The sequence below is a fragment of the Bradyrhizobium sp. Arg237L genome (assembly GCF_029990105.1).
Lineage (GTDB): Bacteria > Pseudomonadota > Alphaproteobacteria > Rhizobiales > Xanthobacteraceae > Bradyrhizobium.
In genome coordinates this window covers 129006-142602 of the sequence record NZ_JAQMIL010000005.1, presented here as the reverse complement: position 1 = coordinate 142602, position 13597 = coordinate 129006, and the positions used below count along the sequence as shown (strand labels likewise).

The 13597-nt window shown below is 63.3% G+C and carries 11 protein-coding genes; 7 read left to right on the top strand and 4 right to left on the bottom strand.

Translation table 11 applies throughout. The features are described 5' to 3' along the window. The first annotated feature begins 75 nt into the window (after positions 1–75). Positions 76–1086, top strand: a complete 1011-nt coding sequence (locus tag OZ411_RS04680; protein WP_282527012.1) for an ornithine cyclodeaminase family protein — start codon at positions 76–78, stop codon at positions 1084–1086. A 130-nt stretch (positions 1087–1216) separates the two neighbouring features. Here the strand turns inward: OZ411_RS04680 and OZ411_RS04675 are convergent, their stop codons facing one another. The 4 genes from OZ411_RS04675 to OZ411_RS04660 all read right to left on the bottom strand — a co-directional run bounded on the left by OZ411_RS04675 (position 1217) and on the right by OZ411_RS04660 (position 6514). Further along, positions 1217–2383, bottom strand: coding sequence for an acyltransferase (locus OZ411_RS04675; RefSeq protein WP_282527041.1), 1167 nt, complete (start codon positions 2381–2383; stop codon positions 1217–1219). 1147 nt (positions 2384–3530) lie between these two features. Next, positions 3531–3683, bottom strand: coding sequence for a hypothetical protein (locus tag OZ411_RS04670; protein WP_245475919.1), 153 nt, complete (start codon positions 3681–3683; stop codon positions 3531–3533). Positions 3684–3741: 58 nt separating this feature from the next. After that, positions 3742–5409 carry an NAD(P)/FAD-dependent oxidoreductase gene (locus OZ411_RS04665; RefSeq protein ID WP_282527011.1) on the bottom strand — a complete coding sequence of 556 codons (1668 nt, stop codon included), beginning with the start codon at positions 5407–5409 and terminating at the stop codon, positions 3742–3744. A gap of 208 nt (positions 5410–5617) precedes the next feature. After that, positions 5618–6514, bottom strand: a complete 897-nt coding sequence (locus tag OZ411_RS04660) for a GlxA family transcriptional regulator (protein WP_130578432.1) — start codon at positions 6512–6514, stop codon at positions 5618–5620. A 146-nt stretch (positions 6515–6660) separates the two neighbouring features. Here OZ411_RS04660 and OZ411_RS04655 point away from each other — a divergent pair, with 146 nt between their 5' ends. Genes OZ411_RS04655 through folD form a run of 6 tightly spaced genes read left to right on the top strand, consistent with a single transcriptional unit; the run spans position 6661 to position 13573 of the window. Beyond that, the gene (locus OZ411_RS04655; RefSeq protein WP_282527010.1) at positions 6661–7911 is read left to right on the top strand and encodes a sarcosine oxidase subunit beta family protein; all 1251 of its coding nucleotides are present in this window, start codon (positions 6661–6663) and stop codon (positions 7909–7911) included. A gap of 26 nt (positions 7912–7937) precedes the next feature. Continuing rightward, positions 7938–8192 carry a sarcosine oxidase subunit delta gene (locus OZ411_RS04650; RefSeq protein WP_130578402.1) on the top strand — a complete coding sequence of 85 codons (255 nt, stop codon included), beginning with the start codon at positions 7938–7940 and terminating at the stop codon, positions 8190–8192. Positions 8193–8194: 2 nt separating this feature from the next. After that, positions 8195–11188 carry a sarcosine oxidase subunit alpha family protein gene (locus OZ411_RS04645; RefSeq protein WP_282527009.1) on the top strand — a complete coding sequence of 998 codons (2994 nt, stop codon included), beginning with the start codon at positions 8195–8197 and terminating at the stop codon, positions 11186–11188. Next, a complete protein-coding gene (locus OZ411_RS04640) occupies positions 11181–11795 on the top strand; it encodes a sarcosine oxidase subunit gamma family protein (RefSeq protein ID WP_282527008.1) in 615 nt (204 codons plus the stop codon). Before OZ411_RS04645 ends, OZ411_RS04640 begins: the two co-directional genes overlap by 8 nt. Positions 11796–11839: 44 nt before the next feature. Continuing rightward, positions 11840–12700, top strand: a complete 861-nt coding sequence (purU, locus tag OZ411_RS04635) for a formyltetrahydrofolate deformylase (protein ID WP_282527007.1) — start codon at positions 11840–11842, stop codon at positions 12698–12700. Positions 12701–12703: 3 nt separating this feature from the next. Continuing rightward, a complete protein-coding gene (gene folD / locus OZ411_RS04630; protein WP_282527006.1) occupies positions 12704–13573 on the top strand; it encodes a bifunctional methylenetetrahydrofolate dehydrogenase/methenyltetrahydrofolate cyclohydrolase FolD in 870 nt (289 codons plus the stop codon). The last annotated feature ends 24 nt before the right edge of the window (positions 13574–13597 follow it).

Sequence of the window (13597 nt, the reverse complement as noted above, 5' to 3'; positions counted from 1 at the left end):
TTTGGTTCGGCAATCGCGAAAGCATGCGGACGCCGCGCGAGCGCCGCGACGCAAATTCTTGCAATGAGAAAAGCCATGACCGAGAAACAATCGCTGCAGACCATTGATGCAGAGGAGGCAACGCGCCTTCTCCCGATGGACGAGCTGATCCGGCATCTGCGCACCTTCTTTGTCGGGGGGTGCACGGTTCCACCGCGACATCATCATACGATTCCAGTTCCCGGCGAGCCGGACGCAACGCTGTTGCTGATGCCTTCATGGCAGCAGAAATCGGAAGGCGATGACCTGCTTGGAATCAAGCTGGTCGCCGTATTCCCTGGCAATGCCGCGCGCAAGATGCCGGCGCTCACATCGGTCTATCTGCTGTTCGATAGCGGCACCGGCGCGCAACTCGCGACGGTCGCAGGTGACGTCCTCACCGCTAGGCGAACCGCTGCGACGTCAGCGCTCGCAGCGTCCTATCTGGCGCGCGAAGACGCGACCAACCTGCTCGTTCTCGGCTCCGGTCGGATCGCAAGCCTTTTGCCGGAAGCCTATCGGGCCGTCCGCGACATTCGCCGGATCAGCGTGTGGAACGTCAACGCCGACAGCGCCGTTCGGATGGTGGATCGTCTCCGTAACGCCGGACTGGATGCTGTGTTCGTCTCCGACCTTGAACGTGCCGTCCGGACGGCTGATATCGTCACGTCGGCCACTCTGGCAACGTCGCCGCTGATCAAGGGCGAATGGCTGCAGGCCGGCGTCCATGTCGATCTCATCGGCGCCTTCACGCCGGCGATGCGGGAAGCGGATGACGAAGTCGTCAAGCGTTCCGCCATATTCGTGGATACCTATGAGGCGGCCCATGAGGCCGGTGATCTCGTCCACCCGATCGAGGCGGGAATTCTCTCACGTCAGGACTTGAAGGCGTCGCTAGCCGAACTCTGCAGCGGAGCCGCTCACGGGCGACGATCGCGCGACGACATCACCATATTCAAGGCAGTAGGAACCGCTCTGGCGGATCTTGCCGCCGCAGGTCTTGCATACAAGACCCGCATCCAGCACGTCGCCCACATCGCGCAACAACGCGACAGCTACGGAAATTGAGGGCCGCGCCCCCTGCTGCCTCGCCGAGCGCATCGGCACATGCCAAATCCCGTCTCGACAGACAGAGTTCAAAACGGCCGTGGGGCTTGCCCTTCTATGGCGACCTCTGGCGGATTTTGAGCTCGGCGCGTCATGCATCGAAAGCCGGTTGTGCGCTGCGTACTGTGCCGACCTTCCGCCGATCCAGCAAGCGCCTGACCCAGTCACGCCCGGGCTCTTCGACAAAACGATAGGTTGCAACCGATAGCAGGACGGTCAACAACAGCATCGCAATTTGCAGGAGATCACCAAGCCAGAGCGATCCATTTAGAGAGACAACTTTCGTCGGTTCATGGCCCGAGCTCAACGCGTAAGAGATAAACAATTCCGTATGCCTAAGGCGTTCGACGACCATAAGGATGGCCCGCACCACCGCCCTGACGAGCGGATGCAGCATGTAGATCGAATAGGTCAGCGTCCCGATCATGAGCATGGACGGAACCGTCAGCCAACGGCTGACCGCGCCACCTTCACGCGCGAACACCAGAACGACCAGCGTAAACACCAGCGGCGAGGCGACCTGCAGAGTGACGCTGCTTCCAGCGACCGAAACATAGCCCACAACGAGCATGAAACTCGCCGCCTCGAGCAATGTCTCAACGGACGGCGCCAGGCGCGAGCGCAACACTGGGAAGCGCTCTCGTAAATCGAAAGCGAGAACGCCAAGCGCGAAACCATAAAGGCAGCGCACCAACCCATAGTCATAAGTCGCATTCATCCCGTCTGGGCTGATGGTGGCGAGCACAACCGGCCCCGCAATGATCGGAAGCAGCCAAGGCCAGACTGCCGGCCCGATCCTGCTCACGACGGCGGCGAAGATCACATAGGCGGCGAACTCAGTGCTGATGCTCCAACTCGCGAAGTTCAACCAGTTCTGCGGATTAACGCCGAGTCCCTGCAGGAGCAGAATGTTGGTGACGATGGCCTGCAAGAGGTTTGGGCCAATACCGTCCTTCGCAGCGTCGATGGGAATGAACAGCAGCAAGGTCACGAGATGCAGCGGATAGATCCGCCCAAGCCGCAGGACCAGGAACCGGCCCGTGCCGAAACCCTCAGCGAGACGCGAACGATAATTCGAGGCGATGACAAAGCCGCTCAGCACGAAGAAGAAATCGACGAACAGGTAGGCATTTCTGGTGAGCGGCAGGAACGACAGATGGCTGATAACGTCGAAGTGAAACAGCGCGACCATGCAAGCGCAAATGCCACGCCAACTGTCGAGAGCATGATACCGGGTGATATTTTTGGCCGAGTCCATTGAAAACGGGTAGGCAAGACCTGCCACCGGCACAAGCAGCGGTTGACTCTATGCTTAATGTGGCATCATCACCGTCACGGGATGTATCTTGCGCCATGGCAAGGACGACGACAACACCGGCAACGACTCGCCGGCCGTCCGGGCACGCGAAGCGGCACCAGCGGCAACATCAGCGACCCGTTCGACCTCGGCCGCGATCTGGAATTACCGGCGCATGGCCATCGCTGGTATCGTCGAGCTCGCATCGTGGCGCGGGGGCTCGCTCGGACGGCGGTCGGCACGTGCTGCGCGGCGCTGCGCGCTGCAGCCTGCACGGCCTGCATCGCCTCGATCGCGCGCGTCGCCCGCTCGAGAGAGTTGCGGGCATTCGCGGCAGCAATCTGAGCTTGCTGGGCGGCGGCCTCCGCCTGCTCCGCGGTTGCATTCACGGGCACGGAAACGCCCGAGCTCCCCAGCGGCCTTGCCTGTGCACCGAGACCGGCGGACAGCAAGGCTACCGCACTCACCCCCACAAGAAGAGCTGCACGATAGAAACCGATACCGTTTTGTCCGATCGCGAGACGGTTTGAAGTGCCCAACCCAACGCCGCTGCCGAGCCCATCTCGTCGCTTTGATGGCAGATATGATTTTGTTGACGGCATCAGCTCGGTCTCCAGCAGCAAAATCGGCGGCAATGCGCCACCGGGTCTGCGTCGCAGATGGCCGCGCATTCAGGGTCTGATTGTGAGACGAACGCCGAGGCACCGCAGCCAACCACCCGTCGCGATATTTTTTGTGAAAGTTTTGCTACGTCAGAACCACGATGCCGCCGGGCAGCGCCCGCACATTGGCGCCAAAAACGCTGTGGACATAGGAAATCACCTCGCCGATGCGCGCGAGTTCCAACGCCAGTAGCAGCCAAAGCCGACCCTATGCCAACGCACAAGCGTCTCGGGCCGGATGATGGTGAGAATCTCCAGGATTGATGGGAACCATCGATACAGCAGGATCAAGAACCAGCGATCCTGGTTCGTGAGCCGGACGCGACCGTGCAGCCTGCGCCTTAAGACAATCAACTGATGTCGAAGCACCGCGTTCTCCGCTTCGAGCCGCAACTTTGACTTGAACGGTGACCCAAGGACGGCCAGAGCAAAACACAACAGCCCGATCATTCTGCCAGCTTAAGCGATTCCATCGCGTCATCAACTCGGGTGAGGTTTTCGGTACACACAAGATCGGGCGTCATCGCGTTCAGGCTCTCGGGTTCGTTCAATATGAGGATTCCGACCGCGCCATCCCTATCCTGTTTCACTCCGGCCATTCTCTTCTCCTTGCAGCTTGTTTTTCCACCTGTGCCACGCTTCGGACGAGGCGGAGGTCTAGGCTGGCATGCCGGCGACCGCCGCTTGTACGTTGGCACGCGAGAGCGAGCTGAACTCGATCTCCTGATAACCCTTCGCCGCAACGTCGTTGATGATGCCGACGAATTTCGGTGTGCCGCCGTTGTAGACGAAGTATCGGACGGTGCCTTCTTCGTGACCGGTGACGTTCGAATTGTAGCCTGTGAACCATGACTTGGCTTTGCGCATCAGCATGATCTCGTACATCTTGACCACATGCGCGGTCCAGCGCTCCTGCGCCTCGCGCGTGGCTTCGGCGCGGGTGTAGCCGCGGTCCCAGATGTATTGCAGCAGGTCCATGCACCAGTTGACGCCGTTCTCGATGCCGCGCGGGAAATTGGTCGAAGCGGACGCACTTTGCGGTCCGGTCGGCATCAAGAGATTGGGAAAGCCGTGGACAAGCATGCCGAGGAAGGTGGATGGTGCATGCTTCCATTTTCCGGCCAGCGTCTCGCCGCCCAGGCCGCGGATATCGATCAGGTCATAGGCGCCGGTGATGGCGTCGAATCCGGTGGCGTAGACGATGATATCGACGTCATAGTCGCGCTCGGTGGTACGCAGGCCCTTCTCGGTGACGCGAACGAGCGGCGTCTGGCTGATATCGACGAGATGCACATTGTCGCGGTTATAGGCCTCAAGATACCTCGTCTCCAGCGGCAGGCGCTGCACCCCAAAGCCGTGATCCCTGGGGATTAGTTTTTCGGCCACTTTGGGATCCTTGACGCGGCGACGGATGCGATCGGCGATATATTGCGACAGCTCGGCATTGGCGGCTTCGTCCATGAATATTTCGCGGAAATTGGCGAGCCAGATGCCGAAGCCGGGCTCATCATAGAGCTTGTCCCACAGGTCCACCCGCTCCCCGCGCGTCACCTCGTAGAAGCCGCGGCGATCGGGCCCGTGCAGGAAGCCGCCCGGCGTGCGGGCGCAAGCGGCAAAGATCTCGTCATAACGGGAGCGAATGTCGGCCATTTCCTCCTCGGAGATCGCGCTGTTGTTGAGCGGCGCGGTCCAGTTTGGCCGGCGCTGGAATACGGTGAGTCCGCCGACCTCGTCGGCGATCTCGCCGATCAACTGAATGCCGGTGGCGCCGGTGCCGATCACGGCCACTTTCTTGCCGGCGAGATCGACCGGCTCATGCGGCCAGTAGTAGGTGTGGAACGAGCGGCCCTGGAAGTCCCCGATGCCTTCCAGCCGCGGCATGGTCGGCGCTGAAAGCAGGCCGATCGCCAGAACCACGAAACGGCACGTCATCTCACGGCCGTCGCCGATCTTCACCTGCCACAGATCGCGCGTCGCGTCGAAGTGCAGCGCCTCGACCTTGCAATTGAACTGCATATGCTTGCGCAAATCGAATTTGTCGGCGACGTAGTTGAGGTAGCGCAAATTCTCCGGCTGGCCGGAAAAGCGCTCCTTCCAATGCCACTCGTCGAGGAGTTCGCGCGAGAACGAGAAGCCGTAAGTGTAGCTCTCGGAATCAAAGCGGCAACCGGGATAGCGGTTCCAGTACCAGGTGCCGCCGAGGTCGGCAGCCGAATCGAGTACGATGGCGTCGATGCCGAGCTCGACGAGCCGCTTGATCTGGTAAATGCCCGCCACGCCGGCGCCGACGACGATCACCTCGTAATGGGTTTTGGCCTCTCCCATCGTTTCCTGCTCCCGATTTCGTTTTGCGTCGGATTGGCTCGATTACAATCCCTTTCGCCCGGCGCAAGCAACCACCCGCAGTCGAAAGACCGACGCGCGGCACCCGCGGATCGACAGGCGATTCACGATGACAGGCAGGCCCGCAGGAAACCCGACTCGGCAGCCTGCAGATCCGCCTCGTTAACGAGAACAACGAGCTGACGTTTAGTTAGTCGACCGTTCGTTCCTGGCGCGGGGTCAGCCCGAACTGCCCCCGGTAGGTTCGTGAAAAATGCATCGGGGTCGAAAAGCCGGTGGCAAGCGCGATCTCGCTGACCGGCATGGTGGTCTGCCTGAGCAACAGCCTCGCGCGCTCGATCCGTATCTGCAGGTAGCGTTTTTTGACCGTGGTGTGGAGATGTTGCGCGAACAGACGCTCAAGCTGGCGCACCGAGATACCCGCGAGTCCGGCCAGTCGTTTCGGTGCAAGCGGCACCTCGATATTCTGCTCCATGCGCGACAATGTCGCGACGAGCTTCGGGTGATGCACGCCGAAGCGCTCCGTCGGCGAAAGGCGCTGTGCAACCTCGCCGCGGCGAACCTCCGTCTGCAGGAACCAGTCGCTGACGGCTGCGGCGACCGATGACCCGTGATCGATGCGGATCAGCGCATGCATCATGTCGAGTGCCGCAATTCCGCCGGCGCAGGTGAAGCGGTCGCGATCGATCTCGAACAATGAATGGCCGAGGTGAAGGAACGGAAAGGTCTCGGTGAAGGCCGGGATGTGCTCCCAGTGCACCGTACATCTGTAGCCGTCGAGCAGCCCCGCTTTGGCGAGAAGATACGGCCCCGCCGACACCCCGCCCAGTCTCACGCCGTGGCGTGCGACCTTGCGCAGAAAGGCAAGCGTCGGCGGATGATGGAAGACTTGCGGATTGCCGCCGGCGCAAACGACGATGGTATCGAGCCGTCCGACATTGGCGATCGAGGCGTCCGCCTGGATACGCACGCCGTTCGAGGCGACGATCTCGTCACCCTGGATCGCGATATGCCGCCATCGATAGAGGTTCTTGCCGGTCAGGACGTTGGCGGCACGAAGCGGCTCGATGGCGGACGCATAGGACATCAGCGCAAATCCTGGGATCAGCAGGAAGCCAATCCGGCTGCTCCGCGGTTTGTCGCGAACAGACAATTTTTGGTCGTTTTTGGCCATGCGGTGACCTGGATATCAGCGCATTTTGCTGTCCACAAGCTCTCCACAGCGACCCACTCATGCGCTATTCGCTTTTCGCCCTCGCCCGCCAGGCCCTTCGCGGCAATCGCGACTGGCGGCCCGTATGGCGCGATGCCGAACCTCGCCCGAGCTACGACATCGTCATTGTCGGTGGCGGCGGGCACGGGCTCGCAACGGCCTATTATCTTGCGAAGCAGCACGGTGTGCGCAACGTCGCAGTCATCGAGAAGGGCTGGATCGGATCCGGCAACGCCGGACGTAACACGACGATCATCCGCTCCAACTACCTTCTGCCCGGCAACGAGCCCTTCTACGAATGGTCGATGAAGCTGTGGGAGGGCCTGGAGCAGGACCTGAACTATAACGCCATGGTGAGCCAGCGCGGCGTACTGAATGTCTATCATTCGGATGCGCAACGCGATGCGTTTGGTCGGCGCGGCAACGCCATGCGCCTGGCTGGCGCGGACGCCGAGATGCTCGATGCGGACGCTGTACGCCGCATGCTGCCATTCCTCGATTTCGACAACGCGCGCTTCCCCATCAAGGGCGGACTGCTGCAGCGGCGCGGCGGCACCGCCCGTCACGACGCGGTCGTCTGGGGATATGCCCGCGGCGCGAGCGATCGCGGCGTCGACATCATCCAGAACTGCGAGGTCACGGGCTTCCTGCGCGAAGGCGATCGGGTCATCGGGGTCAACACGACCAGGGGAACCATCCGTTGCGGCAAAGTCGGACTTGCCGTCGCCGGCAGCAGTTCCCGGGTTGCGGGGCTGCTCGGCTTGCGGTTGCCGATCGAAAGCCACCTGCTGCAAGCCTTCGTCTCGGAAGCCATCAAGCCCCTGATCCCGTGCGTCGTCACTTTTGGCGCGGGGCACTTCTATGTCAGTCAGTCGGACAAGGGCGGCCTCGTCTTCGGCGGCGACATCGACGGCTACAACTCCTATGCCCAACGCGGCAACCTTCCTGTTGTCGAAGACGTGTGCGAAGGCGGCATGGCCTTGATGCCCGCGATCGGGCGGCTGCGGCTGCTACGCTCCTGGGCGGGTCTGGTCGACATGTCGATGGACGGTTCGCCGATCATCGACCGGACGCCGATCGACGGCCTCTATCTCAATGCCGGCTGGTGTTACGGCGGTTTCAAGGCGACGCCAGCATCCGGCTGGTGCTTCGCGCATCTTCTGGCGCGCGACCAGCATGATCCGGTTGCCGACGCCTATCGTCTCGATCGTTTCGAAACCGGGTACCTGATCGACGAAAAAGGTCAGGGCGCTCAACCCAATTTGCACTGAGACTTGGAGGCTGTCGGTCAAGAGACATGCGGATCCCCTGCCCCTATTGCGGTGAGCGTGACCTGAGCGAGTTCGTCTATTACGGCGATCCCGTTCCGCGCCCCGATCCGACCGCCGCCGATGCTCCGCGCAGATTCTACGAGGCGATGTATCTGCGCGACAACCCGGCCGGCCCGCACGAGGAGCTCTGGTATCACGCCAATGGATGCCGCGGATGGCTGCGCGTCAGCCGTGACACGCGCACGCATGATGTACTCGGCGCGAGCTTCGCGGGGAAATGAGCATGGGCGATCCGGCATCCCGAGCGGCGCGGCACAGGTTGAGCTCAGGCGGACTGGTCGACCGCAATCGGCGGCTGCTTTTCTCGTTCGACGGCAGGACATATGGCGGCTATGCCGGCGATACGCTCGCTTCGGCACTGCTCGGCAACGGCGTCAAGCTGCTCGGCCGATCGTTCAAATATCATCGGCCGCGCGGCATCCTCACCGCAGGCCCGGAAGAGCCCAATGCGCTCGTCGAACTGCGGAAGGGATCGCGCCGCGAGGCCAATACGCGTGCGACGACGGTCGAACTGTTCGACGGGCTGGAAGCGCAAAGCCAGAATCGCTGGCCGTGCCTGAAATTCGATGTTAGCGCGATCAATTCGCTGTTCTCGCCGCTGTTCGCCGCGGGCTTCTACTACAAGACCTTCATGTGGCCGGCCTCGTTCTGGGAAAAGGTCTATGAGCCTGCGATCCGCCGCGCCGCCGGCCTCGGGCGCGCCAGTGGCGAGGCCGATCCCGACAGCTACGAGAAGATGCGTGGCTTCTGCGATCTTCTCGTCATCGGCGGCGGACCGGCCGGCCTTGCTGCCGCACTCGGGGCCGGGCGCGCCGGCGCCCGCGTGATCTTGTGCGACGAGGACTACGTCCCGGGCGGCCGGCTTAACGGCGATGCGCGGGAGATCGACGACCACCCGGGCTCGACCTGGGCGCAGCACACAACGGCCGAACTCGACGCGATGACGAATGTGCGGGTGCTGCGCCGGACCACCGTGTTCGGTGCCTATGACGGCCGTACCTTCGGCGCGGTAGAGCGCGTGGCGGATCATCTTCCGTCACCGCCGCCGCACCAGCCGCGCCAGCGGCTGTGGAAGATCGTCGCCAGACAAAGCGTGCTGGCATCGGGCGCGATCGAACGGCACATCGTTTTCGGCGGCAACGACCGGCCCGGCGTGATGATGGCTTCGGCCGTGCGGACCTACCTGAACCGGTTCGCGGTAGCCCCGGGAAGACGGGCGGCCGTCTTCGCGAACTCCGACGACGCCTGGACGACGGCGCTCGACCTCGGAAAGGCCGGCGTTCAGGTCGAGGCGATCCTCGACACGCGGACGGAGATCGACCCGCACCTGGAGAACAAAGCCAAGCTTGGGGGAATTGCGATCTTTCGTGGCGCGCAGGTGCTCGATACGCATGGAACGCATGAACTGAGAGCCATTTCCGTTCGCAGCGCAGACGGGCAGACGCGCAAGCTTGCGGTCGACCTGCTCGCGGTGTCGGGCGGCTGGAATCCCAATCTGGGCCTGACCACCCATCTCGGCGGACGGCCGGACTGGTCGGATGCGCTGGCGGCGTTCGTCCCGGGCAAGGCGCCTCCCGGCATGACGGTGGCAGGCGCGGCGGGCGGCAGATTCACGCTGGTGGACGCGTTGCGTGCAGGCATGGCGGCAGGGACTGCTGCGGCGGAGGCGGCAGGATTTGTGGCACGACCTCAGCCCCTGCCCAAAGCCGATGACGACCATATCGGCGTCAGGCCGTTCTGGCATGTCGCCGCCTCCCGCTCGAAGGCCTTCGTCGATTTCCAGAACGATGTGACCAGCGAGGATGTCGCACTCGCCGCGCGTGAGGGATTCAAGTCAGTCGAGCTGCTGAAGCGCTATACGACGCTCGGCATGGCCACCGACCAGGGCAAGACCTCGAACGTCAACGGCCATGCGATGATGGCGCAATTGACCGGGCGGCCGATATCGGAGGTCGGGACCACCGTGTTCCGCCCACCCTACACGCCGGTGGCGATCGGCGCATTCGCCGGCCATCATCGAGGCAGGCACTTCAGGCCGACCCGCCTCACCGCCGGACATCGCTGGGCCGAACAGCAGGGTGCAAGCTTCGTCGAAACCGGCCAGTGGCTGCGGGCGCAGTGGTTCGCGAAACCGGGCGAAGCCGACTGGCTAACAACCGTCTCGCGCGAAGTCAGGGAGACCCGCTCAAGGGTCGGGGTGTGCGATGTCTCGACCCTCGGCAAGATTGATATCCAGGGCGCCGATGCCGGCCGTTTCCTCGACCGGATCTACGCCAACATGTTCTCGACCGTGCCGGTCGGCAAGGTCCGCTACGGCCTGATGCTACGCGAAGACGGCATCGCAATGGACGACGGGACCTCCGCCCGGTTTGCCGACGACCATTTCGTGATGTCGACGACCACGGCCAATGCGGGCAAGATCATGCAGCACCTGGAGCACGCCCGCCAGGTGCTTTGGCCCGAGCTCGACGTGCAGCTCGTCTCCGTAACAGAGCAATGGGCACAATATTCGATTGCCGGTCCTTGCTCGCGGGCGCTGCTGGAGCGCCTGCTGGGAGAGGCGTTCGACGTCTCCGACGCGGCCCTGCCCTTTCTCGGCTGCGCCGAATTCAACTGGCGCGGCGTGCCGACGCGAATCTTCCGCGTCTCCTTCTCGGGCGAGCTCGCCTATGAACTCGCAGTGCCCGCCAATTTCGGCGACGCCACGATCCGGGCGATCATGGAAGCCGGCGCCGAATTCGCCGTCGCGCCCTACGGCACCGAAGCGCTCGGCGTGATGCGCATCGAGAAAGGACACGTCGCCGGCAACGAACTCAACGGCATGACGACTGCGGCCGATCTGGGCCTTGGTCGCATGATGTCGAAGAAGAAGGATTTTATCGGCCGCGTGCTGGCGGAGCGCCCCGGACTCGTCGACCCGGAGCGGCCGGCGCTGGTCGGGATCCAGCCCATCGACAAGGCCACGCGGCTTCGCGCCGGCGCGCATGTTCTGGCGCCAGGAGCCCAGGCGACCATGGAGAACGACCAAGGCTATGTCACGTCGGCCGCCTTCTCGCCGATGCTCGGACACTGGATCGGTCTGGGCTTCATCAAGCGCGGGCCGTCGCGGATCGGACAACGCCTGCGCGCCTATGATCCGGTACGCGGCGGCGACACTGAGATCGAACTGGTCTCCCCCATCTTCTTTGATCCCGAAGGAAAGCGTCTCCATGGCTGACATGGCACTCTCCGGGCTGCCTGCCTTGCCGGCTGCAGGTCTGCCGCAGCGGCCCGGCGGCGGCGTGACGATCACCGAGCGCTGCGGTCTTGGGATCGCCACCATGCAGGCGCGCCACGGGCAGGACGCATCCTTGCGAGAACGCATCCGACAGCATTTCCTGCTCGAGCTGCCTGGTCGGCCCGCCATCGTGCGCGCCGGCTCCGTATCCTTCACCGGCATCGGTCCACATCATTGGCTGGCATTGAGCGAAGGCGGTGGCCACGTGTTCAGCGGCTCGCTCCGGGCGCTCGTCACGCCGCTCGCCTCTGTATCCGATCAAAGCGGCGGCTATGTGGTGTTTCGCGTCGGCGGTCCCGCCATCCGGGACACGCTCGCCAAAGGCTTCCCCATCGACCTGGATCCGCGCGCGTTCAAGCCAGGCGACGCGGCGACCACGATCGTCTCGCATATCGGCGCCACCATCTGGCGGTGCGACGATGGCGCGGACGGCAGCGCCTGTTTCGAGATCGCCCTGTTCCGTAGCCTCTCCCAAAGCTTCTGGGAGTGGTTCGCGAGCAGCGCAGCCGAATTCGGCTGCCAATGGCAAGGGGCAGTCCAGCAATAGCTTCTCATCAGGACCTCACACCTTCAGCGCCGAAGCAATCCGCCATGCCGACCAACAGCCATATCCTGACATTCTCATGCCCGAACCGCCCCGGCATCGTCGCCGCCGTCGCCCGCGCCCTGTTCGAATGCGGTGGAAACATCCAGGAGGCGCATCAATATGACGACGTCGAGACCAACGTCTTCTTCGCCCGCATCCGGTTCAACTTCGTAGCCGGCGGCGAGATCGCCGCCTTTCATGAGGCGCTTCTGTCACTCGCGGACAGCCTGCAGATGAAATGGACGATGCGTGCCCAGGCCGAACGGCCGCGGCTCCTGATCCTGGTTTCGCGCTTCGATCATTGCCTTGCCGACCTGCTCTATCGCTGGCGGATCGGCGAGCTTGCGATCGACATCGCAGGCATCGTCTCGAACCATCCGCGCGAGATCTACATCCATCACGACCTGACTGGCATTCCCTTCGACCATCTCCCAGTCACTCCACAGACCAGGCCGCAACAGGAAGCTGCGATCTGGAAGATCGTGGGGGAACGAAAGGTCGATCTCGTCGTCCTCGCGCGCTACATGCAGATCCTGTCGGACGAGTTGTCCGCCAAGCTCGCCGGACGCTGCATCAACATCCACCATTCCTTCCTGCCGGGCTTCAAGGGTGCGAGGCCCTACCACCAGGCCCACAGCCGTGGCGTCAAGCTGATCGGGGCGACCGCGCACTACGTGACGGCCGATCTCGACGAAGGACCGATCATCGAGCAGGACGTCGAGCGCATCTCGCATCAGGATCAGCCGGACGACCTGGTCCGCAAGGGACGCGACATAGAGCGGCGCGTGCTGTCCCGGGCGGTGTTCTGGCATATCGATGGCCGCGTCATTCTCAACGGCGTCCGGACCGTGGTCTTCAGGGATTGAACGATGACAGCGACCATCATTGACGGCAATGCGGCGGCGGAGCGGCAGCGCCTTCAGATCGCAGCCGAGATCGCACGCTGGAAGGAGCAGCGCCGTTGCATTCCCGGACTGGCCGTGATCCTCGTCGGCAACGATCCCGCGAGCGAGGTCTATATCGGCTCGAAGGCACGTCAAACCGTTGCCGTTGGGATGCGCTCGTTCGAATACCGCCTTCCGGCCGAGACATCGCAGGACGAGCTGCTGACGCTCATTTCGCGGCTGAACGCCGACGAAGAGGTCGACGGAATCCTGGTGCAGCTTCCGCTGCCGCAACATATCGACACGGACGGCGTCATCCGCGCCGTCGATCCGGCCAAGGACGTCGACGGCTTCCATCCGGAAAATGCCGGACGCCTGATGCGGGGCCTGCCCAGCCTTGTGCCCTGCACGCCGCTCGGCTGCATGATGCTGCTGCAAACCGTTGCAACCGACCTGCGCGGCCTGCACGCCGTCGTGGTGGGACGATCGAACATCGTCGGCAAGCCGATCGCGCAACTGTTGCTGCAGGCCGACTGCACGGTGACGATGACCCATTCGCGCAGTCGCGACCTGCCGGCCGTCTGCCGCCAGGCCGACATATTGATCGCGGCCGTCGGCCGGCCGGAAATGGTCCGCGGCGACTGGATCAAGCCCGGCGCGATCGTGATCGATGTCGGCATCAACCGGTTGCCCACCGCAGGCGCAGCGAAGGGACGCTTGGTCGGCGACGTCGCCTTTGAAGAGGCCCGGCATATCGCCGGTGCGATCACGCCCGTTCCGGGCGGCGTCGGGCCGATGACGATCGCCTGCCTGCTGCAGAATACCCTGCTGACCGCCGGCGGGCGCGGCAAGTAGGCAGCTCACCGCGGTTGGGGCGAC